The organism is Arthrobacter sp. FW306-05-C, assembly GCF_021801725.1.
In the GTDB taxonomy this organism is placed as follows: Bacteria; Actinomycetota; Actinomycetes; order Actinomycetales; family Micrococcaceae; genus Arthrobacter.
This window is the reverse complement of sequence record NZ_CP084556.1, coordinates 2,457,773-2,480,983: the sequence shown is the minus strand read 5'-3', so window position 1 is coordinate 2,480,983 and position 23,211 is coordinate 2,457,773. Positions and strand designations below refer to the sequence as shown.

Genomic DNA, 23,211 nt, shown 5'->3' with positions numbered 1-23,211 from the left:
CGGATGGCCAGCCTCCTCCAGCGGGTGAAGTCGAAGATGGCCATCTTCGCGCACCGCAAAGCGCGTGGAATGCTCGACGGCGAGTACGGTTCCGTGTTCAGGGGCCGCAGCCTGGACTTTGACGACCTGCGCGCCTACGTGCCGGGTGACGAGGTACGCGACATCGACTGGAAGGCCACGGCCCGGCACGGTTCACCCCTGATCCGGCGCTATGTGGCCGTCCGCCGGCAGACCGTCCTCCTGGTCACGGACACGGGACGGAACATGGCAGCGGAGGCCCGGTCCGGGGAAGTGAAAAAGGACATCGCCGTGCTCGCACTGGGAGTCATGGGTTACCTGGCCCACCGGCACGGGGACGTGGTGGGCCTGGTGTGCGGCGACTCCACCGCAACCCGGTCCCTGCCGGCAAAGAGCGGCGAAGCCCACCTGGAACGGCTCCTCAGGCACGTGGATTCCCATACGGGCCTCGACGGGGCGCCCAGCAGGATCCAGGACCAGCTGGGCTACGTGGCACGCAACGTCAAGGGCCGCCACCTGCTCTTCGTCGTCGCCGACGAACTGGCCGCGGACGCCGCCAAGGCCCAGCTCCTGCGCCGGCTCCGCGCCCAGCACGAAGTCCTGTGGCTGACCGTGCGGGACACGGACCTCGCACCATCCTCCAAGCACACGGATCCCAACGCCCCCGCGGCCTTCAGCGTTGCCGACGATTCCCTCCTGCCCTGGCCGCCGGGGATGTCCGCCGCAGTGGAGGCCGCCTACACGAAAGCGGCCTCGGAGCGTGATGCGGGCCGGCAGGCCATGCTGCGCGCGGCCGGGATCACTGAAGGGGACGTGTCAGGCAGCGGGGATGTCATCACCGGACTGTTCACGCTCCTGGAGAGGCACCGCCGTGCAGGTTGATCCCGGGTTCTTCGGCCCGCTGCAGTACAGCCCCGCCTGGGCGTGGTGCGGGGCAGCGCTGCTCGCCCTGCTGGCAGGGTGGTACGTCTTCGTGCTGGCCACCACCCGTGCAGCCAGGCGCTCCGAGCCGGCCGGCAGTGCCCAGGAACGGTCCGCGCTGACCGACCTGCCTGCGCTCAAGGCGGCCTACCTGCAGCGCATCCACGATGTGGAGCAGGCAGCGGCGGCGGGCGCCCTGGATGCGCGGCCCGCCCATCAGGAGATCAGCCTCCTGCTGCGCGGGTTTGTCCGGGACGCTACCGGAGTGGACGCCACCAGGATGACCCACCAGGACCTCGCCCGGCACCCTCTTCCCGCCGCGGCCGACGCGGTCCAGGCCCTTTACCCGGCTGAATTCGGTCCCGGGCCGCTGCCTTCCGTTGCTGCGTCTGCGGCAAGAGCCTCGGCGGCGGTGCGCGCGTGGAGCTGATGTTCTGGTGGCTGATGCCCGTTGCGGCCGCCGCGGCGGGCGTGGCGGCAGCGGTTGCGTGGCGCAGCAAGAGGCGCGGCAACGTACGACGCCGGCCCGTGGCCCACGCGGACAGGCTCACCGCGCTGCCGGAATACCAGGCAGCCCTCCGGCGGTACCGGCGGTGGCTGGCCCTGGCCGCAACTGCGCTCGCCCTGTTGCTGGTGTCCACCGCGGTAGCCGCGGCCCGTCCCGTCTCGGTGGATACCGTCCGGCCGGAGCAGCACAACCGCGACATCATGCTCTGCCTGGACGCATCGGGCTCCATGAGCAGTGCCGACGCTGCAGTAGTGGAAGTCTTTGCCAAACTGGCGCGCGAGTTCGACGGCGAACGGATCGGCCTGACCATTTTCGACAGCAGCGCCATCCAGGTCTTTCCGTTGACGGACGATTACGCCTACGCGCAGGAGCAGCTCCAGGGTGCCAAAGACGCCTTCGACGGCAAACCCGGAAGCTCCGGATTCCTTGACGGCACGTGGAGCGGCAGGGGCTCCTCCCTGATTGGCGACGGGCTGGCGTCCTGCCTCAACAGTTTCCCAGGGGCTGGCAAGCCCCAAGAAGCCAGCGGCGGGGGTACCAGCTCCCAGCGCTCGCGGTCGGTGGTGCTGGCGACCGACAACTTGCTGTCAGGAAAGCCCATCATGGCGCTGGGCCAGGCGGCCGCGTTGGCCAAGGATCGGTCCGTCCGCGTCTACGCGCTGAACCCGGCAGACCTGGACTACGGCCCCGGTCCGGACCAGCCGGGTGCCCAACTGCGGGCCGCCGCAGAATCCACGGGCGGCGCATACTACGCCCTTGACCGCCCGGACGCCGTGGCCGGGATTGTCACCGGGATTGAGCAAACCGAGACATCGGCCATCCACGGCGCACCCCGGGCTGTGTTCGCAGATGTACCTGGCCTGCCGCTGGTTGCTGCGCTGCTGTCTGCTCTTGCCCTTTGCGTTGTCCTTTGGCGCCTGCAGGGCATCCGCCTCCGCAGCAAGGCATGGCTGCGCCGGGGAGCAATTGTGCTGCTGCTTCTTGCAGCGGCCCTGCGGCCACACCTGCCGGGCGGCACCGTCCAGGCCGCCAGCGCGGACCTGAACGTTTTCTTCGTGGTGGACACCACCACCAGCATGGTGGCCGAGGACTACGACAACGGAAAACCGCGCCTGGAGGGCGTCCGGAAGGACATCATGGCCATCGCTGAACAGTTGCCCGGCGCCCGGTTCTCCGTCATCACGTTCGACACCACCGCGCACGTCCGCATGCCGCTCAGCACCGACACCCTTGCCCTGCAGACCATCACGGACGTCCTGGAACCGCAGGTGACCGCTTATGCCAAGGGCAGCAGCATCACCGCAGCACGGCAGGTGCTGTCCGAGCGGCTGGCAGCGGCCAGGGACAGCCACCCGGGCCGGCCCCGGCTGGTGTACTACCTGGGCGACGGTGAGCAGACCAGCGGCAGGGAGCCGGGTCCCATGAAAGTCGACGGCGGATTGGTCGCCGGGGGAGCGGTGCTGGGTTACGGCACATCCGCGGGCGGATGGATGAAGGAGAACACCGGTTTGGCGGACGACGGCGGGACGGACGGGGGAGGGGAGGCCGGCACCCGCAGCGGCGGCTACGTCCAGGACACCCGGCCCGGCAGCAACGGTGATGCACTGTCGATGATTGATGAGGGACGGCTGCAGGCCATCGCCGGGCAGCTTGGCGTGCCATATGCCCACCGCCTTGCCGGCGCCCCAGTGGCGGACATGATGCAGCAGGCGCACCCCGGCAGGGCGGAACGCGCTGACGGGCAAGGGCAGCTGGCGGCAGGAACGGAGCTCTACTGGATCCTCGCCGCCGGCGCCTTCCTGCTGGCCCTTCCGGAAGCCGTGGCACTCGCGCGGCAGCTTCGCGGACTTCCGCGTGCGGGCCTGAAGGAAGAAAAGCGTTGACCGCACAGTCGACACCACGGTCCCGCAGGCGCCGCCTGATGCTGTGGTCGGCGCTGCCGGTGCTCCTGGTGCTGTGCACCGCCATCAAACTGCTCAGCCTGGGCATCCTGGCTGACCGCGCCGCCGCCGGTTTTACCGCCGGGAACGCTGCCGCCGTTGATGCCGCCGCCCGGGGCCTTGGTTTCGCAAACGTCGTGGAGCCGCACAAGGCGACGTTCGCCGCCGGCGACGCAGCCGTGGCGGAGGAAGACTATGCGACTGCCAGGACACACTTCGAACAAGCTCTAGGCATGGTTCCCGCCAGCTCGGGGGACGCGTGCACCATTCGGGTCAACCTTGTGCTGGCGATCGAACGCCTGGGTGACCAGCGGCAGCTGGCCGGGGACGCGGCGTCGGCCGTTCTGTTGTTCAAGGAAGCGCTGGCAACGGCCGGGCAGGCGCCGGAAGGGTGCCTGGCCGGGAGTGCCGAAACCGGCGGCCGACTGGACGCGGCAAGGGAGCGGCTGGAGAGCAAACTCGGCGCTGCCGGACAGGGCGCGGGCGGGACGCCGGCACCAGGGGAGGAGCCATCGCCGGACACGTCGGCGGACCCCCGGCAGGGCCAGCTGGACCAGCTCCAGGACAGCGCACGCCAGGCCGAACGGGAGCGCAACAGCGGGCGTGAGCGGGAAGAGTATCTGGACAGCAGCGGCGGGGCAGCTGTGGACCGCCCCTGGTGAAGGCGGGTACTGGCGAAGAAAATTCTGTTGCCTTGGAAAACGGCCTGTAAAACAGTGTCTTAATTCGGTGCCGACTTGTTCCCTGCCGGTCACAGCCCATAGAGTCGTAGACAAGTTACCGCGGTAACGTGTCAGCGATCCTCCGATCTGGAGGGTGTGGGTGCCCCCATGTGGGCCTGACATTTGCTCACGGACTACTTCATGCAAGGCGTAACAGTCGCGGCTGCGTCCCTGGTGGAGTCCCTCCGTGTTCCCCAAACTCAATTCATTGCCGGTTTCCCGCCGTTTTTTCGGCGGAAAGCAGGCGATGGCCCAAAGCCAAGGACGCAAATGTCACCACCAAGTTTGATTGACGCACACCCGAACCTCTCCGACACCGCCCCGGTGGCGCTGTCCTATGAGCTGTTCCCGCCCCGTTCCCCTGCAGCAGCGGAAACCCTCTGGACCACCATCCGGGAACTGGAAACCACTGAGCCGGACTATGTCTCCGTGACCTATGGCGCCAGCGGCTCCAACCGGGACACCGCCGTCGAACTCATTAATCGGCTCCTGCTCGAGACCACGCTGCGGCCGCTGGCCCACCTGACCTGCGTGGGCAACAGCCCGCAGGAACTCGCCACTATCGTGGGCGAACTGCTGGACACCGGCGTACGGGGCATCCTTGCCCTGCGCGGAGACCTTCCCAAGGACGCCGGCGCACCAGCCGCTGGATCCCTTCGGTACGCCCAGGACCTCATTGAACTCATCCGACGCGTGGAGCAGCGCCGTTCGGCCCTGCTTTGTGCCGGCAAGATCGCGGTCGGCGTGGCCGCCTACCCCACGCGGCATCCTGAATCACCCAGCGAAGAGCACGACGTGGAGGTGCTGCTCGCGAAGCAACGCTCCGGCGCCGACTTCGCCATCACCCAGGTGTTCTTTGAGACCAGTCAGTACGCGGACCTGCTCACCAGGGCCCGGCGGGCCGGCGTGACCATCCCGATCATCCCCGGCGTCATGCCGCTGACCAGCCTCCGCCGGCTTAACCGCCTTGGCGAGCTGACGGGTGTGGAACCTGCGCCGGAACTGATGGCCAAGCTGGCCGCCGCCGAGACCGACCTCGAACGGCTCCACATCGGGGTCGACGCGACGGTGGACCTGGCCAATGCGGCCCTGGACGCCGGCGCTCCCGGCATCCACATCTACACCTTCAACGAGCACCAAAGCGCGCTGGAAGTGCTGGACAAGCTGGCCCTGCCCCGCCGAAGCCGACCCGGCAGCCAGCACGGCCGGCGGGAATCCGCCGCCCGCATCCAGCTCGCCAGCTGAGCGTTTCGCGCTCCTTACACACCTTTACCCGACCAGCCCGACGTTAGGGCTGCCCAAAAAACTTAGGATCTTCCATGTCTGAGCTGACTGCACCCAAAAACACCCCGTTCCCGTCCGCTTCACTTCTCGGCTACCCCCGCATCGGCCGCCGCCGCGAACTCAAGAAGGCCGTGGAGGCCTACTGGGCCGGCAAGATCGACGCCGCTGCCCTGGACGCCGCTGCCAAGGGCATCCAGCTGGCCGCCGCCCGCCGCCTCCAGGAACTCGGGCTCACCGAAGCCGCCGCCGTGCCGGGCACCTTCTCCTACTACGACCAGGTCCTCGACACCACCGCGCACCTGGGTGCCGTTCCTGCCCGCTTCGGTAAGCTGCTCAACGCCGACGGGCAGCTGGACATCGACGGCTACTTCACACTGGCCCGCGGCAACAAGGAGCAGCAGCCGCTCGAAATGACCAAGTGGTTCGACACCAACTACCACTACCTGGTGCCGGAAATCGGCCCGGAGACAGAGTTCACCCTGGCCTCCACCGCCAAGGTTGACGAGTTCGGGTTCGCCCTGGCCAACGGGATCGAAACCCGCCCCTACATCGTTGGGCCCGTGACCTACCTGCTCCTGTCCAAGGCTTCCGACGACGCCCAGGCCGGTTTCGCGCCACTGTCCCGCCTCGAGGACATCCTGCCCGTCTACGTCGAGCTGCTCGAAAAGCTCGCCGACGCCGGCGCCAACTGGGTGCAGCTCGACGAGCCGGCCCTGGTGGTTGACCAGGAAACCCCTGCCGCCGGCATCGAAGCAGCCGTTGCGAGGGCTTATGAGGTCCTGACCGCCGCGGCCAACCGTCCGCAGATTCTGGTTTCCACCCCGTACGGCTCGCTCGAAGGCCAGCTGGGCACCCTCGCTGCCACGAACATCGATGCCCTTCACATCGACGTCTTCAAGGGCGCCGTTCCCTCCGCCGCAGCGCTGGCTGGCCTGGGCAACAAGACCCTGGTGGCCGGCGTCGTGGACGGCCACAACATCTGGCGCAACGATCTCGCCGCGTCCGCCGCCAAGCTGGACCAACTGAAGGCCGCCGCCGGGAAGGTTGCCGTCTCCACCTCCACGTCCACCCAGCATGTCCCCCATGACGTCGCTGAGGAGACCCAGCTGTCAGAGCAGCTCCGCAGCTGGCTTGCCTTCTCCGACCAGAAGGCCGTGGAGGTCAAGACCCTGGCGTCCTACCTCGCGGACCCGGCCGCGGCGAAGGTTGCCATCAAAGAAGCCACCGCCGTGATCGGTTCCCGCGCCACCGCGGAAGGGGTGCGCCGCGCTGATGTCCGGGCCCGGACCGAAGCGCTTACCGCCAAAGACTTCACCCGCTCGGCCTACGAAGTCCGCGAGGCCGCCCAGGAAGAAGCGCTGCACCTGCCGCCGCTGCCCACCACCACCATCGGCTCCTTCCCCCAGACCTCCGAAATCCGTTCGGCCCGCGCCCGCAACAGCAAGGGCGAGCTGAGCGATGAGCAGTACGAACAGCTCATGAAGGACGAAATCAAGCGCGTAGTGGACCTGCAGGAAGAGCTGGGTTACGACGTCCTGGTGCACGGCGAGCCGGAGCGCAACGACATGGTGCAGTACTTCGCCGAGAACCTCGAAGGCTTCGACGTCACCGTCCATGGCTGGGTCCAGTCCTACGGCTCACGCTGCACCCGCCCGTCGATCCTCTGGGGAGACGTCACCCGCAGCGCTCCCATCACCGTCAAGTGGGCGGAATATGCACAGTCGCTGACCGGCAAGCCGATGAAGGGCATGCTCACCGGTCCGGTCACCATCCTGGCCTGGTCCTTTGTCCGGGACGACCAGCCGCTGGCTGAAACCGCCAACCAGGTTGGCCTGGCGCTGCGCGACGAGATCGCCGACCTCGAAGCCGCAGGTATCAAGGTCATCCAGGTGGACGAGCCCGCCCTGCGTGAACTGCTTCCGCTGCGCAAGGCAGACCAGGCCGACTACCTGAAGTGGTCCGTTGAATCCTTCCGCCTGGCGACCGCGGGCGCTGCCGACGCCACGCAGATCCACACCCACCTCTGCTACTCGGAGTTCGGCGTCATCATCGACGCGATCGACGGCCTGGACGCCGACGTCACCTCCATCGAAGCCGCCCGCTCCCGTATGGAGGTTGTCCACGACCTTGAGTCCCACGGCTTCGGACGCGGGGTTGGTCCGGGTGTTTACGACATCCACTCACCCCGCGTTCCGGGCGAAGCCGAGGTCACCGAGCTCCTGTCGACCGCGGTCAAGCATGTCCCGTCCCGCCAGCTCTGGGTCAACCCGGACTGCGGGCTGAAGACCCGCGGCTATGCCGAGACGGAGGAGTCGCTGCGAAACCTGGTCAAGGCCACGCAGACGGTCCGTGCGGAACTGCTGCAAGCGGCCAAGTAGCGGACCCACGACGGCGGCTGGTCACCTGGGGTGCCCGGCCGCCGTCGTCTCCTTAATCCGCCAGGCGCTGACTGCCAGCCAAACACTTGCGGTGACAATCGCCACAATGCCGACCAACGTAGGCACTGAGTTGGCGTTGGAAAACCCTGTTTCGCCGATGATCCATCCCTGCGCCAGGTAGGCCAGCCCGGACAGCGCCATGAGCAGTCCGATGATCCGGGGAACGCGATGTGTGGCGGTCACAACAACGCCCAGCAGCAACAGTGCCGTTCCCAGCAGGAAGCTTTGGTAGCTGCGCGTGCCCCACTCCAGCCAGCGAATGCCCTCCGCCGTGGCGAAACGCGCCGCCTTTTCAGGCTCCGGAGCTGCGGCCCAGGCGTCCACCGCCTGCTTCAGGGCAACCCCGTCCACCGCCTGGAGTACGGCGTAAAGTGCCAGGGCGGCCGCGGCGGCAAGGGCACCAAAGCGGGCAAGCCAAGCCACGGCGTGCTGCCGGACGCCAAGGGCTGCCCACAGGGACACCAGGCCCGCGCATACAAGCGCCATCCCCACGAACTGGCCCAAGTGCACGGCGGTCCAGATGCCGCTGTTGGCGTAGGCGGTGAAGGAAGCGGCGTGGTCGTTGGCGTCGTGGGACTCGGCATGGAACACGCCGGCGAGTATCGAGGCCAGCACACCGGCCAGGAGCAGCGACGCAGCCAGCCGCCACGTTCCGGCTTTCACATCATGCATGAGATCCATCGTGGAACCGGCCGCTCAGCAGCGCCAGGGTCAAACGCCCTTCAGGACTCCCAGACGATCTCGTCGTCCACCACTCCGTCCTGGTCGGCGGAGGCCACCAGGACCTCATCCGTGAAGTGCTGGCCCAGGGTGAAGTCCAGGACGAAGTAGCGCTCGGGCTGGCCGGGGTAGATCCCTACGTGGCCGAGTTTCAGCGCCTTGAGGAACACCTCGTTGGTGAGCTGTTTGCGGTCCTGGACGCCGAACACCTTGTGCAGATGCTCGTCCTTGAGGGCGTTGCAGTGGAAGTGCAGGTACTCCTGGGGGCTGGTGCCCTCTTGCTCAAGTTCCTCGGCGATCATGGCCCGGACTTCGTCCACGAGCTCGGGAAGGAAGCGCAGCCGGTACTCGACTTTCCGCAGCGCGGCTTCATCGAAGTGGTCGTGCGCGTTAATGTTCAGGTCGAGTTCCAGCGGGTGGCCTCGCAGCTCGTGCTTGGCGGCGAAGAGGTGATCCCTGCCGTGGTTGAGCTCAATCTCCCCAAAGTGCTGGCTCGCTACCTTGTTCATAGTCTCAACATAGACCTGAAGGGCAGACCATTCCAGCGTTCGGCCCTAATTCACCGCTGTGCGCATCCCGGCAAGGGTTTCAGCCAGCAGGTCCACGAAAAGTTGCACCCGCGCGGTCTTCCGGTCGTTGATCAGCAGCGCAAACACGTTCCGTGCCAGCCGGATCTCGGGCACGTCCAGCACCACCACGCCTGCCGGCTTGTTCCGCAGCGCCAACTCCGGAACCAGGGCTGCACCCAGTCCTGCTGCGGCCATTTCCAGGCTGGCGTGGAAGTCATCACTGTGTGCCACCACGCGGGGATGCAGGTTGCAGCCGGCGAACAGCCGCTCGATCACCATGGCGTCACTGGTGCCGGGGTGATGCATGATCCACGGCATTTCCGAGAGATGGTCCGCCGCCACCTTGGCATCGGCCCGGAAGCCCCAGCCTGCCGGCAGCACCACGCGGAAGTCGTCGTCACCGATCCACTGCCGGTTGATGGTGTTGGGCCAGGCGAAGCCGGTCTGGCCCACCTGGAACACCACCGCGAGGTCCAGGTCGCCGCCGGTGCGCAGGCCCTGGATAGTCTGGCCGGGCTCCGCCACCGAAACCCGCAGGTCAATGCCGAGCTTCTTCCAGGCCGGATTCTTGAGGATCCGGGGCAGGACATAGGTGGCCAGGCTGGGGAAGATCCCCAGCCGCAGCTCCTGGCTTCCGGTGTCCTGCGTCCTTGACGCGGCAGCCATCAGTGCCTCGATGTCGGTGAGCACCTTGGCGGCATGGCGGGTCATGACGACGGCGGCCTCCGTAGGGACCACGGCGCGCGCTGAGCGCTGGAAGAGGGTTACGCCCGTTTCCCGCTCCAGCGCGGACATCTGCTGCGAGACGGCCGAGGCCGTGTAGCCAAGCGTTGCGGCTGCCGCAGCGAACGAGCCCAGCCGTGTGACCTCCAGGAGGGTCTTCAGGTGCACGGGATTTACCACGAGCCCACAGTACTGCACCCATCCGCGGCCGCTCCTGCGCCGAATTGCCGTCTGTATACCCGGCCCAGCGACAAATGTTCAGCAGAGGAGCATAAATTGTCACTTATCCCAGCAGGAAGTGCAGGCAGGCGGCGCATCGCCGTCATTGGCAGCGGCGTGGCGGGATTAACCGCCGCCTACGTCCTGAACAGGCAGGACGACGTCACCCTGTTTGAGGCGGACTCACGGCTGGGCGGCCACGCCCACACCCATGACATGCCGCAGCCGGACGGAAGCGTCATCGGGGTGGACACCGGATTCATAGTGCACAACGAGCGGACCTATCCCACCCTGCTGCGGCTGTTCGCCGAACTCGGCGTGGAAACGCAGGACTCGGAGATGAGCATGTCCATCCGCTGCGACGGCTGCGGGCTGGAGTACGCCGGTGCACGGGACGGTGCCAGGGGAATCATCGCCAAGCCTTCCAGCCTGCTGCGTGGCCGCTACCTGCTGATGCTGCTGGAGGTCACCCGCTTTTACCGGAAGGCGAGAGAGCTGCTCAGGACGGCGCCGCCGTCGGCCGTCAGCGATGAGGTGGAAGTCCCGGAACTGACGCTGGGCGCATTCCTGGAGCGGGAGAAGTTCAGCCCCTACTTCATCTCCCACTTCATGACCCCGGTGGTCAGCGCCGTATGGTCCTGCGATCCCACCACCGCCCTTGCCTATCCCGCTCGGTACCTGTTCACCTTCCTGGGCCACCACGGCATGCTGGGCATCAAGGGCTCACCGCAATGGCGCACAGTCACCGGCGGATCCGCCCGGTACGTGGAAAAACTCGCTGCAACACTGGGCGACGTTCGGCTGAACACGCCCGTCACGGCCATCCGGCGGCTGCCCGACGGCGTTGAGCTCGCAACCGACAACGGACTGGAAGACTTTGACGCGGTGGTCATTGCCACCCATCCTGCCCAGGCACTTGGGTTCCTGGCGGACGCCACGCCTGAGGAGAAGGAAGCGCTGGGCGGGATGCCCTACTCGGTGAACCACACCGTGTTCCACCGGGATCCCGCCGTCCTGCCGGCGTCGGAGAATGCGAGGGCGTCCTGGAACTATCGGCTGCCGGCTTGCGACGCCAGGCCGGACAAGGTCCTGGTGAGCTACGACCTGACCCGGCTGCAGCGGCTCGCGCCGGCGGACGCCCGCCCCTACCTGGTGAGCCTGGGTGAATCGGAGCTGATCGCCGACGACGCGGTGCTGGAACGGATGGTGTATGAGCACCCGCAGTACACGCCTGAATCCCTGAAGGCCCAGCAGGCGATCGCGGCGCTAGGCGACAGCAGGATCGCGTACGCCGGGGCCTACCTTGGCTGGGGCTTCCACGAGGACGGCGCCCTCTCCGGTGTGCGTGCGGCAGAAAAGCTGGGCCGCACGTGGCCGCTGCCGCTGCCCGAGTCGGGCGACGCCAGCGGTGAAGGGGAGCGGGAACTCGCCGCAGAACCTGCATGACCATGGGCGCCTCGATCTACCGCACGTCCATTTCCCATGTGCGGCGCAGTCCCTTGAAAAACGCCTTCACGTACCGGAGCTACAGCTGGTTCGTTGACGTGGACGCGATTCCGCGGCTGCCGCTCCTGCTCCGCCCGCTGGCCGTGTTCCGCGCCGCGGACCACCTGGGCAATCCGGAGGCCAGCATCCGGTCGAACGTGGAGCGGTACCTGCGCACCCAGGGCATAGAGCCCGACGGCGGGCCCATCCACATGCTGGCCAGCGCCAGGGTGTTCGGTTACGTCTTCAACCCGCTCACCCTGTTCTGGTGCTACCGCGCCGGCGGAGAGCTGCAGTGCGTGGTGGCCGAGGTCCACAACACCTACGGGGAACGGCACTGCTACCTGCTGCGGACCGACCCGGCAGGGCGGGCGTCGGTGCCGAAGGCGTTCTACGTTTCACCCTTTAACGACGTCGATGGGCAGTACCGCATGAAGCTTCCGGCGCCGGGGGAGCGGCTGGCGGTCTCCATCATCCTGGAGCGGGAGGGGCAACGGCCCTTCGTCGCCACCATGGACGGACGGCGGAGACCGGCCACCATCCCGAACATCCTCGCCGCCGCCTTGACGGTGCCCGCGGCGCCGCTGCTGGTATCCGCCCTTATCCGCATACAGGGCATTAAGCTCTGGGCAAGACGCCTGCCCGTCGTTGCCAGACCACACCACCCCTCACAGGAGGCAGTTCAATGACAATGACCGACGATAACGGCACCACTGCCCACCTCGAAGACCCGGCCCAGACCGCCGCGCACACCCCTGCAGCCTGGGGCGCAACCGGTGTGCCGGCGTCACCCGCCACCATCGATCCTGACCGCTGGCCCGGTGTTGCCACGCCGCCGTCGGGCCCCAAGGCTGAGGTGGCCGGGAAAGCCGCCGGCCTGTTGTTCAAGGGAGCCGTCAAGCGGCTGCCGCTGCGGGTGGAATACCCGGACGGAACGGCCCTGGGGACCGGCGGTCCCGACGCCCCGGTGATGACCATGGTGCGGCCGGACGCGTTCGAGAAGCGGATCGGCGACAACGGGCTGATCGGACTGGGGGAGTCCTTCATGGCCGGCGACTGGGAAGCGTCGGACCTGGCTGCGGTGCTTGAAGTCTTCGCCGCCTCCGTGGATGCACTGATCCCGATGCCGCTGCAGAAGCTGCGCTCGCTGTACCTGCCCCGGACGCCCCGCCAGGAACGGAACGCCGAACAGAACACCCGGAGCAACATCTCCAGGCACTATGACCTGTCCAACGAGCTGTTCTCCAACTTCCTGGACACCACCATGAGCTACTCATCGGCGCTGTTTCCCGAGACAGCCGGCCCGCTGTCCTCGGTGAGTTGGGATTTCCTGGCGGAGGCACAGCAGGCCAAGATCGACCGGCTGCTGGACAAGGCCGGCGTGGGAAAGGGGACCCGGCTGCTGGAAATCGGCACGGGCTGGGGTGAGCTTGCTTTGCGTGCCGCGGCCCGCGGCGCCACCGTTTACAGCGTCACCCTGTCCAGCGAGCAGCAGGCGCTGGCCCAGGAACGCATTGCGGATGCGGGGTTCGCGGACCGTGTGACGGTGGCGCTGCAGGACTACCGCGCGGTGGAAGGCGAGTACGACGCCGTGGTGTCCGTGGAGATGATCGAGGCCGTGGGCTACGAATACTGGCCCATCTACTTCCAGACGATCGACCGCGTCCTGGCCCCCGGCGGAAAGGTGGCCGTCCAGGCCATCACCATGCCGCACGGGCGGATGCTGGCCACCCGCAACGCCTACACATGGGTGCACAAGTACATCTTCCCCGGCGGGTTCCTGCCCTCCGTCCGGGCCATTGAGGGCGTGACGCAGCAGCACACCACCCTGCGCGTCCGGGAGCGCATGGGGATGGGCGACCACTACGCCGCCACGCTGCGGTTGTGGGAGGAGCGGTTCCTTGCGCGGTCCCGGGAAGTGGGGGAGCTGGGCTTCGACGCGGTGTTCCAGCGGATGTGGCTCTTCTACCTCTGCTACTCCCGCGCGGGGTTCCAATCCGGCTACCTGGACGTGCAGCAGATTGTGCTGGACCGCCGGGAGGCGCAGCTTTAGTTTTGCCTTGGTGTTAGGGAAGGGGAGGGACAGGCATGAAACTTAGGACACTGGCATGGACGACGGCGGCGACGGTCGCCACTGCCGCGGCAGGCGGGGTTGCCACGGACCCGCGGAGCAGCTGGTACCTGAAGTTGCGGAAGCCGGAGTGGCAGCCACCGGCAATTGCGTTCCCCGTGGTGTGGACTGCCTTGTACGCCGATCTGGCGGTGACGTCCGCCGTCGCGCTGGACCGGGCGGCCGAACTGGACCGTGCTGCCGACACTCCCGGCCCAGTCAGAAAGGACCACCGCCGGGAGCTGCGTGCCTACCAGGGTGCATTGGCCGCAAACCTTGTCCTCAACGCCTCGTGGAGCTGGTTCTTCTGGCGCTCCCGCCGGCCGTGGCTGGGAGCTGCCGAAGCGGCCGTGCTCGCAGCCAGCAGCGCGGACCTGGTGCGGCGGACCTACCGGCTGAACCGGACTGCCGGCGTTTCACTCGCTCCGTACGCTGCCTGGTGCGGATTCGCCACGGTACTGTCCACGGCAATCGCCAGGCTCAATCCCGGCGCGAAGTAGGAAGCGGAGGCAATCTCTCACTGCCGCGTGCCGGATCGAAGGGTCCCTCATCACTACATGTAGTGATAAGGGACCCTTTTCCTGTGGCGGGACAGGTGGCGCGACACGCCGGTGAATCACGACACGCGGACTGTGCATAAGTGGGCAAGCCCGTCCACAGGGTGTGGACCAAGCCCGCAAAAAACCCGGGATCCCGGGCATTTTTCCGGCTCCTGCCTGTGGATTAACGGTGCATTAAATGACATACTTGTAATACATCATCTTGGGGTTCCAAAGAGGCGTCTGCACTACATGTAGTATCTACATACAGCTGGACGGGGACACCGAACCAGCAAGAGTTTAACTAAGGGGACAGGGACAATGACCGTAACGGTTTACACGAAGCCTGCTTGTGTTCAGTGCAACGCCACTTACCGCGCGCTCGACAAGAAGGGCATCACCTACCAGAGCGTTGACATCTCCCAGGACGCCGAGGCACTCGAGCGCCTGAAGGCACTGGGCTACATGCAGGCTCCCGTTGTGGTCACCGACCAGGACCACTGGTCCGGCTTCCGCCCGGACAAGATCGAAGAACTGGCACTCTCCGCCGTTTCTTCCGTGGCCTAGGAGCCACAGCTTTTTCCTGCCGGCGACCAACTACCAGCTGAGGTGACTCCCATGGCACCAACAGCACAGCGCGACCACACGGCTCAGCGTGTGGAGGTGTCCCCGCCGGCCGCAGATCGGAACGATCCCGGGCAGGCTCTCACGGAGAGCCAGCTCATTTACTTTTCCTCCACATCCGAGAACACCAGCCGCTTCGTTGCGAAGCTTGGCCGTGAGGTGGCCCGGATCCCGCTTTACGCAAAGGACGCACCCCTCCTCGCCACCCGGCCATTCGTGCTGGTGGTGCCCACCTATGGCGGCACCGGGGGAGAGGGGTCCGTTCCCAAGCAGGTCATCCGGTTCCTAAACAACCCGCAGAACAGGAAACTGCTCCGCGGCGTTATCGGCGCCGGCAACACAAACTTTGGGGACAACTACTGCATGGCCGCGGACATCATCGCCGCCAAATGCCAGGTACCCCACCTTTATCGATTCGAACTTATGGGAACGCCGGAAGACGTCACCCGGGTCAACCAAGGATTGGACAAGTTTTGGACACGACTGTCGCAGACACAGAAGTAACCAGGGCCCAGGAGCCTGAGATGCCCGCCGCCTACAAGGGGCTGGGCTATCACGAGCTGAACGCCATGCTGAACCTCTACGGTCCCAATGGCGAAATCCAGTTCGGCGCCGACCGTGAGGCTGCGCACCAGTACTTCCTGCAGCACGTGAACAACAACACCGTGTTCTTCCATGACCTGGAGGAGAAGCTCGACTACCTGGTGAAGAACCAGTACTACGAGCGCGAAACGCTGGACCAGTACACGATGAACTTCATCCGTGAGCTGTTCAACCGCGCCTACAAGAAGAAGTTCCGCTTCGAGACCTTCCTGGGCGCATTCAAGTTCTACACGTCCTACACGCTGAAGACGTTCGACGGCAAGCGTTTCCTGGAGCGCTACGAGGACCGCGTCTGCATGGTTGCCCTGCACCTTGCCCGCGGCAATGAGCAGCTGGCCCTGCAGATGGTGGACGAGATCATCGAAGGCCGCTTCCAGCCGGCCACCCCCACGTTCCTGAACGCCGGCAAGAAGCAGCGCGGCGAACTGGTTTCATGCTTCCTGCTCCGCATCGAAGACAACATGGAATCGATCGGCCGTTCCATCAACTCCGCCCTGCAGCTGTCCAAGCGCGGCGGCGGCGTGGCCTTCGCACTGACCAACATCCGCGAAGTCGGTGCCCCGATCAAGCAGATCGAGAACCAGTCCTCCGGCGTCATCCCCGTGATGAAGCTCCTCGAAGACAGCTTCTCCTACGCCAACCAGCTGGGCGCCCGCCAGGGTGCCGGTGCCGTGTACCTGCACGCCCACCACCCGGACATCTACCGGTTCCTGGACACCAAGCGTGAGAACGCGGACGAAAAGATCCGCATCAAGACCCTCTCCCTGGGCGTTGTCATCCCGGACATCACGTTCGAGCTGGCCAAGAAGGACGAGGACATGTACCTGTTCTCGCCCTACGACGTCGAACGCGTCTACGGCATGCCGTTCTCCGATGTCTCCGTCACCGAGAAGTACTACGAGATGGTGGACGACTCCCGGATCAAGAAGACCAAGATCAAGGCCCGCGAGTTCTTCCAGACCCTCGCCGAGATCCAGTTCGAGTCCGGTTACCCGTACATCATGTTCGAGGACACCGTGAACCGGGCCAACCCGATTGACGGCAAGATCATCATGTCCAACCTGTGCTCGGAGATCCTCCAGGTTTCCCAGCCCACCACGTACAACGATGACCTCTCCTACGCCGACACCGGCAAGGACATCTCCTGCAACCTGGGTTCGCTGAACATCGCCAAGACCATGGACTCACCGGACTTCGGGCTGACCATCGAGACGGCAATCCGCTCGCTCTCGGCGGTGTCGGACATGTCCAACATCACCTCGGTGCCCTCCATCGCCAAGGGCAACGATCAAAGCCACGCCATCGGCCTGGGCCAGATGAACCTGCACGGCTACCTGGCCCGCGAGCGGGTCCACTACGGTTCCGAAGAGGGCCTGGACTTCACCAACATCTACTTCTATTCCGTGGTCTACCACGCGGTACGGGCGTCGAACCTGCTGGCCATCGAGACCGGCCAGACGTTCGGCGGGTTCGAGAAGTCCAAGTACGCGTCGGGTGAATACTTCGACAAGTACACGGAGCAGGAGTGGGTGCCGCAGACCGAGAAGGTCCGTGAGCTGTTCAAGGATGTGCACATCCCCACGCAGGCTGATTGGCTGGCGCTGAAGGCCTCAGTCATGGAGCACGGCATCTACAACCAGAACCTGCAGGCTGTCCCGCCCACGGGCTCGATCTCCTACATCAACAACTCCACCTCCTCGATCCACCCGGTGGCGTCCAAGATCGAGATCCGCAAGGAAGGCAAGCTGGGCCGCGTGTACTACCCGGCTCCGTACCTGACCAACGACAACCTGGAGTACTACCAGGACGCGTATGAAATCGGCTACGAGAAGGTCATCGACACCTACGCTGCTGCCACCCAGCACGTGGACCAGGGCCTGTCCCTGACGCTGTTCTTCAAGGACACCGCCACCACGCGAGACATCAACAAGGCCCAGATCTATGCCTGGAAGAAGGGCATCAAGACCATCTACTACATCCGTCTCCGCCAGCTCGCGCTGGAAGGGACTGAGGTCGAGGGCTGCGTCAGCTGCATGCTGTAGTTGCTCCTTCAACTAAAGGTGCCAGTACGACGGCGGGTGGCCGCCCGCCGTCGTACGCTTTAACTTAGTGAAACCCACCCAACGCTTAGGGGATGACATGACCGAGAAGGTCAAGCTGCTTAGCCACGTCGAGGCCATCAACTGGAACCGCATCCAGGATGACAAGGACGTCGACGTCTGGAACCGCCTGGTGAACAACTTCTGGCTGCCGGAGAAGGTGCCGCTGTCCAACGACGTCCAGTCGTGGAATACGCTGACCCCGGCTGAGCAGCAGCTCACCATGCGCGTGTTCACCGGCCTGACCCTGCTGGACACCATCCAGGGCACTGTCGGCGCCGTCTCGCTGATCCCGGATGCGCTGACCCCGCATGAGGAAGCCGTTTACACGAACATCGCGTTCATGGAGTCGGTGCACGCCAAGAGCTACTCGTCCATCTTCTCCACGCTGGCCTCCACCAAGGAGATCGACGAGGCATTCCGCTGGTCCACTGAGAACGAGAACCTTCAGAAGAAGGCGCAGATCGTCATGGACTACTACCAGGGCGACGATCCCCTGAAGCGGAAGGTTGCCTCCACGCTGCTGGAGAGCTTCCTGTTCTACTCGGGCTTCTACCTGCCTATGTACTGGTCCTCACGCGCCAAGCTGACAAACACGGCCGACCTGATCCGCCTGATCATCCGCGATGAGGCCGTGCACGGCTACTACATCGGCTACAAGTTCCAGCGCGGGCTGGAGGCTGTTTCTCCTGAGCGCCGCCAGGAAATCAAGGACTACACCTTCGAGCTGCTGTTCGAGCTCTACGAGAACGAGGTCCAGTACACCCACGACCTGTACGACGGCGTGGGCCTGGCCGAGGACGTCAAGAAGTTCCTGCACTACAACGCCAACAAGGCCCTGATGAACCTGGGCTACGAGGCGATGTTCCCGGCGTCCGTCACCGACGTTAACCCGGCCATCCTTTCGGCGCTGTCCCCGAACGCTGACGAGAACCACGACTTCTTCTCGGGGTCCGGTTCCTCCTACGTGATCGGCAAGGCCGTGAACACCGAGGACGAGGACTGGGACTTCTAGTCCCACAGCGACTTCACGTGTCCAGCTGGAACGACCCCGCACCAATAAGGTGCGGGGTCGTTTCGCGTCGGCCCGCGCTTTCGGTGTCTGACGATGCGGGTGCGCTTTGCCTGCCCTCCTGCTGCCGCTCAGACCCGTCCGTTTACAGGCCAGGGCCTGAGAGTGGGCACCTCGCGCGCAGCCCACACGTGCGGACATGGGGGCGCGTAGAGACGGCTGGGGAGTTCTCCCGATGTCGTCGCCGGATCGATCCTGCTATCTTTTGCGAATGGAGCTTGCTGTCACGCTGAAGAATGTCGCCGCTCATGCGGGTGTGTCCAGAACTACCGCTTCAAACGTGGTGACCGGAACGGGGCGTGTGTCCTCTGAGACTCGTGAGCGCGTGCATCAGGCCATGCGCGAACTTGGCTACGTCTACAACCGTGGCGCGGCATCACTTCGGACGCGACGGACGACGACTGTCGGAGTTGTGGTTACTGACATCGCCAACCCGTTTTTTGGTGAGCTCCTCGTGGGTCTCGAGGAGACCCTCGCTGAGGCCGGATTCCGCTCACTTGTGGTTGCATCGTCGGATGATCCAGTGCGGCAGGACGAACTCGTCGCCGAGCTTCGCGAATACCAGGTAGCCGGACTTGCTGTTATGCCCGCGTCCAGGTCCAGCAGGGCATTCGTTGAAGGCCTTGAGGCATCACGAATACCCCACGTCTTCGTGACCAAGTACCTGGAAGGCGTATCTGCCCCCTACGTTGGGCCTGATGACAGGCTGGGCGGACGACTCGCGGCGGAGCATCTGCTCGGCCACGGCTGCCAGACGTTCGCGTTCGTCGGAGGGTATTCCCGTCACCTTTCGCGCCGGGATCGTATCGAGGGCGTGCAATCTGCGCTGATGGACGCAGGTCTCGATCCCGGTCAATTCGTTCAGATTGAAAGCTCGACAACTGGCGAGGGCGGGCTGCGGGCGGGCAAACAGTTGCTTGAGCGAGGGCAACTCCCGGATGCGATCATCTGCCAGAGCGACGGTGTGGCCTTTGGCGTCTATCGGGCGCTGCGGATAGCGGGACGAGCCAGCGATGTCCGCGTGATCGGCTACGACGACGTTCGGACCGCGGCACTCTGGGAGCCTCCCCTCACGTCTGTGGCGACCCGTCCCGAAATGCTTGGGCACGCTGCAGCGGAACTGCTCCTCGGGGAGATCGCCGAGCCGTCGGCCGGGCTGTCACAGCGGGTGTTTGCGCCGGAACTCGTAATTCGGGAATCGTGCGGCTGCAGCTAGCGGCCTTAACAAAAATGCTTGACAGTGACCCACGTCACCTGAAACGATCGGCGGAGTGCTGAATCGATCCCGCAACGCGGAGCCGGCTCGAAGGCGCTAAGTCTCTTCCATTACCGATGGGTCGTTTTTGCACTGTTGCTGAATCGATCCACCATACGACCACCTTCCAGTTCTGCCCCAAAGCAGGCAATTCCCAAGGAGCCCTCTGTGGACAACATTTCTTCATCACTCTCATCGCCCGCTGGACCGGACAAGACGAAGCCCAGCTTTATGCGCGGCAGGAAGGTGACCGGCCTCATTGCTGCTGCGGGAGCCATCGGCCTGGCCCTGAGCGGATGCGGCAGCAGCGCCGCCCCGTCCGCAGGCCCCTCGGCCCCGGTGGTTGACCCGGCCTCGGCAAAAGCAGCGTCAGGCAGCCTTTCCATTTGTGGAGGGCGGGATTCTGTGGGTCTCTACCAGGGCACTGTGGATGCGTTCATGAAGGCGAACCCCGGGATTACCGCCAAGTACACGGTGCTCGGTGCGACCACCGATGAAAGCCGCACCCAAGCTGTGCAGCGGCTTCAGGCGAAGTCTAGCGAGTGCGATCTCTACCTCACGGACGTGACATGGACACCCGAGTTCGCCTCGCAGGGCTGGCTGCAGGACATGACCAAGGTCACTGACGCGGTCAAGGACACCCTGATCCCTTCAACAGTCGCCACAACGCAGTACAAGGGGAAGTCGTGGGCCACACCGTTCTACACGAATGCAGGGCTCATCTACTACGCCAAAGACAAAGTGGCCAAGCCCGAGACATGGCAGCAACTGTACGCCGAAGCAGCAAAGTCTCCAGGCAATGGCTTGGTGTACCAGGGCAAGCAGTACGAGGGACTGACCGTCAACTTCCTGGAACTCCTCTACAGCGCCGGCGGGGATGTCATCGACGACCAGGGAAACATCAAGGTCGATTCACCCCAGACCCGCAAGGTGCTTGATTTTATGGCGCAGGGCATCAAGAACGGGTCAGCGGACCGGGCCGTACTCACCTACGAGGAGAATGCCTCGCGTCTTGCGTACGAGTCGGGAAAGTTCGGGTACGAACGTAACTGGCCGAACGTCTACGGGCAGCTAAATGCCACACCCCTGAAGGGTACTTTCGGAGTCGCCCCCCTTCCGTCCTTTGACGGCAGCACCAATGGCAGCGGCGTGCTGGGCGGATGGAACCTGGCAATATCTGCCTACGCGTCCAACCCAGCGGCAGCGGTGGCGTTCGTGAATTTCGAGTCCTCACCTGAATGGCAGAAGCACGTGGCCATGGATTACTCACAGGCCCCGGCCGGCGAGGCGGCCTATTCCGACCTCGGTGTCCTCGGCAAGATGCCCTTCGCCAAGGAACTCCTGGTCTCTGTCAAGGGCGCCAAGCCTCGCCCGGTTTCGCCGGTCTATTCCCAGATTTCCGCGGCCATCAACAAGAATGTGTACGCCGTCCTCTCTGGCGCGTCGAGCACTGAGGACGCCGTGAAAAACATGGCGGACCAGATCAAGACCGCGCAGGCAAGCTTCTGATGACGGTCCGTGCGCTCGTCCCCGAGCGGCATCGCAACACGCGGGACCGCGCGGAACGCAGGCTCGCCGCGTTCATGACTGCCCCGTCGCTCCTCCTGATGGCCGTCGTCGCCGCCGTACCGATCGGCTACGCGATCTGGCTCTCGCTCAACCAATACAGCCTGATCCAGGTCGGGCTGTCCCGTTTCGTAGGACTGGGCAACTACGTAGACGCACTCACGGGACCTGACTGGTGGAGGGCATTCGGCCAGACCTTCCTCTTTGCAGCCACCTCCGTGGCACTCGAGATGGTCCTCGGCACGGGGATGGCGATGCTCCTTAACCTAACGTTCCGCGGTCGTGCCCTCCTGCGCACTGTCGTCCTCGTGCCCTACGCGATCATCACTGTCGTCAGCGCGATCACTTGGCAGACCATGTTCGATCCGACCACCGGATTCGTACCCCAGATCCTCGCTGCCCTTCACCTGCCTGGAGCGGGAGTCGTCTGGCTCGGGGAGCAGGGCTATGCGATGGCCGTGATTGTCATGGCGGACGTGTGGAAGACGACCCCCTTCGCGGCCCTAATTATCCTCGCCGGTCTCCAGGCAATATCGCAGGAGACCTACGAGGCAGCGGAACTTGACGGCGCGAGCCGGTGGAAAACCTTCGCCCACGTAACCCTCCCGCTCCTCCGTCCCGCCATCGTCCTGGCCGCAATCTTCCGCACACTGGACGCCCTGCGGATCTTCGACCTGCCGTTCGTGCTCACCCACGGCGCAAACGGCACGCAGTCAATGTCCATGCTGGCCTACACCCAGCTGAATGAGAACAGACTGGTCGGTCAGGGCTCGGCCCTCTCCATCCTCACATTCATCACCGTCATGGCCGTCTCCGCGGTCTACATCCGCTTTGGCGGCGGAAACATCCGCGACATTGCCCGGGAGGATCGCTCATGAGCACATTGACAGCTTCACGTGCCTCCACCAGGGCCGCCGAGAGCAATGGCACCGCAAAGAGCCGCCGCAGCACAACACGCCTTCACCCGCTCGTCTGGGTGTTCGCCGTCGTCGTCATGGGATTTTCGCTCCTTCCCTTTTATTGGCTGGTCAGCACCTCCTTAAAGAAGGGCGCAAGCCTTGGCCAGGGCGAACTCTTCCCAAGCCAGCCGACCCTTGACAACTACCTTTCTGTGTTTGGCAACAGCGACTTCCTGCTGGCGCTGCGCAACTCAGTGATCATCGCTGTCGTGACAACGATCATCGCCCTTGTATTTGCTTCCTTTGCCGCGTATGCGCTGGCCCGGCTCAAGATGCGCCGGAAGGCGCTCATCCTGACATTGATTCTCTCGGTCACCACCTTTCCCGCAATCGCGATCGCAGCTCCCTTGTTCGCCATCTGGAGGGAGATTGGCCTCTACGACACCCTCGTGGGCCTCATCATCCCTAAGCTCACCTTTGCCCTGCCACTGGCCATCTATACGCTGACGTCCTTCTTCAGGGACATCCCCAGAGAACTTGAGGAGTCAGCCTATGTCGATGGTGCCACCCCGTTTCAGGCCTTCAGCAGGGTCATCCTTCCCCTGGCCATCCCAGGCCTCGCAACGACCGCGATCCTGGTTTTCATCTCAGTCTGGAACGAATTCCTTCTGGCCGTTACCCTGACAAGCTCCCCGGCCGCCCGGCCAGTCCCGGTAGCGATCGCGTTCTTCAACGGTATGAGCGAATTCGATATCCCACTGGGCAGGATCAGCGCCGCATCCGTCATCGTCACGATCCCGCTCGTCGTCCTCGTACTGATCTGCCAAAAGCGGATTGTCGCCGGGATGACCGCCGGCGCAGTCAAAGGCTGACCGGAACCCCCGCCAACCCCAACAT

At 64.8% G+C, this 23,211-nt stretch carries 21 protein-coding genes and 1 pseudogene; 19 read left to right on the top strand and 3 right to left on the bottom strand.

The annotated features are described in order from the left end of the window. The first annotated feature begins 3 nt into the window (after window positions 1–3). The 6 genes from LFT44_RS11465 to metE all read left to right on the top strand — a co-directional run bounded on the left by LFT44_RS11465 (window position 4) and on the right by metE (window position 7,771). Entirely contained in the window at window positions 4–900 is an 897-nt protein-coding gene (locus tag LFT44_RS11465; protein ID WP_236798575.1) for a DUF58 domain-containing protein, read from the top strand. Next, complete coding sequence (locus tag LFT44_RS11460) at window positions 890–1,369, top strand: hypothetical protein (protein WP_236798574.1); 480 nt, start codon at window positions 890–892, stop codon at window positions 1,367–1,369. Before LFT44_RS11465 ends, LFT44_RS11460 begins: the two co-directional genes overlap by 11 nt. Next, complete coding sequence (locus LFT44_RS11455) at window positions 1,369–3,330, top strand: VWA domain-containing protein (protein WP_236802873.1); 1,962 nt, start codon at window positions 1,369–1,371, stop codon at window positions 3,328–3,330. The genes LFT44_RS11460 and LFT44_RS11455 overlap by 1 nt, the downstream gene beginning before the upstream one ends. Beyond that, a complete protein-coding gene (locus LFT44_RS11450) occupies window positions 3,327–4,049 on the top strand; it encodes a hypothetical protein (protein ID WP_236798573.1) in 723 nt (240 codons plus the stop codon). The genes LFT44_RS11455 and LFT44_RS11450 overlap by 4 nt, the downstream gene beginning before the upstream one ends. 330 nt (window positions 4,050–4,379) lie before the next feature. Next, entirely contained in the window at window positions 4,380–5,354 is a 975-nt protein-coding gene (locus LFT44_RS11445) for a methylenetetrahydrofolate reductase (protein WP_236798572.1), read from the top strand. 74 nt (window positions 5,355–5,428) lie between these two features. After that, window positions 5,429–7,771 carry a 5-methyltetrahydropteroyltriglutamate--homocysteine S-methyltransferase gene (gene metE / locus LFT44_RS11440; RefSeq protein WP_236798571.1) on the top strand — a complete coding sequence of 781 codons (2,343 nt, stop codon included), beginning with the start codon at window positions 5,429–5,431 and terminating at the stop codon, window positions 7,769–7,771. Window positions 7,772–7,792: 21 nt separating this feature from the next. Here metE and LFT44_RS11435 read toward each other — a convergent pair whose 3' ends face one another. Genes LFT44_RS11435 through LFT44_RS11425 form a run of 3 tightly spaced genes read right to left on the bottom strand, consistent with a single transcriptional unit; the run spans window position 7,793 to window position 10,023 of the window. Continuing rightward, window positions 7,793–8,503 carry a DUF4386 family protein gene (locus tag LFT44_RS11435; RefSeq protein WP_236798570.1) on the bottom strand — a complete coding sequence of 237 codons (711 nt, stop codon included), beginning with the start codon at window positions 8,501–8,503 and terminating at the stop codon, window positions 7,793–7,795. Between the two features lie 50 nt (window positions 8,504–8,553). Further along, window positions 8,554–9,060, bottom strand: a complete 507-nt coding sequence (locus tag LFT44_RS11430) for a DUF2004 domain-containing protein (protein WP_236798569.1) — start codon at window positions 9,058–9,060, stop codon at window positions 8,554–8,556. Window positions 9,061–9,105: 45 nt separating this feature from the next. Next, window positions 9,106–10,023 carry a LysR family transcriptional regulator gene (locus tag LFT44_RS11425; protein WP_236798568.1) on the bottom strand — a complete coding sequence of 306 codons (918 nt, stop codon included), beginning with the start codon at window positions 10,021–10,023 and terminating at the stop codon, window positions 9,106–9,108. A gap of 96 nt (window positions 10,024–10,119) precedes the next feature. Here LFT44_RS11425 and LFT44_RS11420 point away from each other — a divergent pair, with 96 nt between their 5' ends. The 13 genes and pseudogenes from LFT44_RS11420 (at window position 10,120) to LFT44_RS11365 (ending at window position 23,186) form a co-directional block, all read left to right on the top strand. Beyond that, a complete protein-coding gene (locus LFT44_RS11420) occupies window positions 10,120–11,508 on the top strand; it encodes an NAD(P)/FAD-dependent oxidoreductase (RefSeq protein ID WP_236798567.1) in 1,389 nt (462 codons plus the stop codon). Continuing rightward, window positions 11,505–12,236 carry a DUF1365 domain-containing protein gene (locus LFT44_RS11415; RefSeq protein ID WP_236798566.1) on the top strand — a complete coding sequence of 244 codons (732 nt, stop codon included), beginning with the start codon at window positions 11,505–11,507 and terminating at the stop codon, window positions 12,234–12,236. The genes LFT44_RS11420 and LFT44_RS11415 overlap by 4 nt, the downstream gene beginning before the upstream one ends. Beyond that, window positions 12,233–13,600, top strand: a complete 1,368-nt coding sequence (locus LFT44_RS11410) for a class I SAM-dependent methyltransferase (protein ID WP_236798565.1) — start codon at window positions 12,233–12,235, stop codon at window positions 13,598–13,600. Before LFT44_RS11415 ends, LFT44_RS11410 begins: the two co-directional genes overlap by 4 nt. Window positions 13,601–13,635: 35 nt before the next feature. Further along, the gene (locus tag LFT44_RS11405; protein WP_236798564.1) at window positions 13,636–14,157 is read left to right on the top strand and encodes a TspO/MBR family protein; all 522 of its coding nucleotides are present in this window, start codon (window positions 13,636–13,638) and stop codon (window positions 14,155–14,157) included. Window positions 14,158–14,517: 360 nt separating this feature from the next. Further along, window positions 14,518–14,763 (top strand): glutaredoxin-like protein NrdH, encoded by a 246-nt coding sequence (gene nrdH, locus LFT44_RS11400; protein ID WP_013601222.1) that lies wholly within the window; start codon window positions 14,518–14,520, stop codon window positions 14,761–14,763. Between the two features lie 51 nt (window positions 14,764–14,814). After that, window positions 14,815–15,324, top strand: a complete 510-nt coding sequence (nrdI, locus tag LFT44_RS11395; protein ID WP_373462200.1) for a class Ib ribonucleoside-diphosphate reductase assembly flavoprotein NrdI — start codon at window positions 14,815–14,817, stop codon at window positions 15,322–15,324. Window positions 15,325–15,344: 20 nt separating this feature from the next. Further along, window positions 15,345–17,465, top strand: a complete 2,121-nt coding sequence (gene nrdE, locus LFT44_RS11390) for a class 1b ribonucleoside-diphosphate reductase subunit alpha (RefSeq protein ID WP_236798563.1) — start codon at window positions 15,345–15,347, stop codon at window positions 17,463–17,465. 97 nt (window positions 17,466–17,562) lie between these two features. After that, the gene (gene nrdF / locus LFT44_RS11385) at window positions 17,563–18,537 is read left to right on the top strand and encodes a class 1b ribonucleoside-diphosphate reductase subunit beta (RefSeq protein WP_013601219.1); all 975 of its coding nucleotides are present in this window, start codon (window positions 17,563–17,565) and stop codon (window positions 18,535–18,537) included. 196 nt (window positions 18,538–18,733) lie between these two features. Continuing rightward, window positions 18,734–18,895 (top strand): annotated as a pseudogene (locus LFT44_RS22140) (hypothetical protein); the annotation flags it as partial. A gap of 36 nt (window positions 18,896–18,931) precedes the next feature. Beyond that, entirely contained in the window at window positions 18,932–19,810 is an 879-nt protein-coding gene (locus LFT44_RS11380) for a substrate-binding domain-containing protein (RefSeq protein ID WP_236798562.1), read from the top strand. 207 nt (window positions 19,811–20,017) lie between these two features. Next, window positions 20,018–21,358 carry an ABC transporter substrate-binding protein gene (locus LFT44_RS11375; RefSeq protein ID WP_236798561.1) on the top strand — a complete coding sequence of 447 codons (1,341 nt, stop codon included), beginning with the start codon at window positions 20,018–20,020 and terminating at the stop codon, window positions 21,356–21,358. Further along, window positions 21,358–22,293 (top strand): carbohydrate ABC transporter permease, encoded by a 936-nt coding sequence (locus tag LFT44_RS11370; RefSeq protein WP_236798560.1) that lies wholly within the window; start codon window positions 21,358–21,360, stop codon window positions 22,291–22,293. Before LFT44_RS11375 ends, LFT44_RS11370 begins: the two co-directional genes overlap by 1 nt. Further along, on the top strand, window positions 22,290–23,186 hold the full coding sequence (locus LFT44_RS11365; protein WP_236798559.1) for a carbohydrate ABC transporter permease: 897 nt from the start codon (window positions 22,290–22,292) through the stop codon (window positions 23,184–23,186). Before LFT44_RS11370 ends, LFT44_RS11365 begins: the two co-directional genes overlap by 4 nt. Window positions 23,187–23,211: the final 25 nt, after the last annotated feature.

Coding starts and splice junctions, on each gene's coding strand:
- LFT44_RS11370 (WP_236798560.1), top strand. CDS start 21,358: ATGACGGTCCGTGCGCTCGTCCCCGAGCGGCATCGCAACACGCGGGAC.
- metE (WP_236798571.1), top strand. CDS start 5,429: ATGTCTGAGCTGACTGCACCCAAAAACACCCCGTTCCCGTCCGCTTCA.
- nrdF (WP_013601219.1), top strand. CDS start 17,563: ATGACCGAGAAGGTCAAGCTGCTTAGCCACGTCGAGGCCATCAACTGG.
- LFT44_RS11445 (WP_236798572.1), top strand. CDS start 4,380: ATGTCACCACCAAGTTTGATTGACGCACACCCGAACCTCTCCGACACC.
- LFT44_RS11465 (WP_236798575.1), top strand. CDS start 4: ATGGCCAGCCTCCTCCAGCGGGTGAAGTCGAAGATGGCCATCTTCGCG.
- LFT44_RS11380 (WP_236798562.1), top strand. CDS start 18,932: ATGCGCGAACTTGGCTACGTCTACAACCGTGGCGCGGCATCACTTCGG.
- LFT44_RS11455 (WP_236802873.1), top strand. CDS start 1,369: ATGTTCTGGTGGCTGATGCCCGTTGCGGCCGCCGCGGCGGGCGTGGCG.
- LFT44_RS11435 (WP_236798570.1), bottom strand. CDS start 8,503: ATGCATGATGTGAAAGCCGGAACGTGGCGGCTGGCTGCGTCGCTGCTC.
- LFT44_RS11430 (WP_236798569.1), bottom strand. CDS start 9,060: ATGAACAAGGTAGCGAGCCAGCACTTTGGGGAGATTGAGCTCAACCAC.
- LFT44_RS11415 (WP_236798566.1), top strand. CDS start 11,505: ATGACCATGGGCGCCTCGATCTACCGCACGTCCATTTCCCATGTGCGG.
- nrdE (WP_236798563.1), top strand. CDS start 15,345: ATGCCCGCCGCCTACAAGGGGCTGGGCTATCACGAGCTGAACGCCATG.
- LFT44_RS11365 (WP_236798559.1), top strand. CDS start 22,290: ATGAGCACATTGACAGCTTCACGTGCCTCCACCAGGGCCGCCGAGAGC.
- nrdI (WP_373462200.1), top strand. CDS start 14,815: ATGGCACCAACAGCACAGCGCGACCACACGGCTCAGCGTGTGGAGGTG.
- LFT44_RS11410 (WP_236798565.1), top strand. CDS start 12,233: ATGACAATGACCGACGATAACGGCACCACTGCCCACCTCGAAGACCCG.
- LFT44_RS11405 (WP_236798564.1), top strand. CDS start 13,636: ATGAAACTTAGGACACTGGCATGGACGACGGCGGCGACGGTCGCCACT.
- nrdH (WP_013601222.1), top strand. CDS start 14,518: ATGACCGTAACGGTTTACACGAAGCCTGCTTGTGTTCAGTGCAACGCC.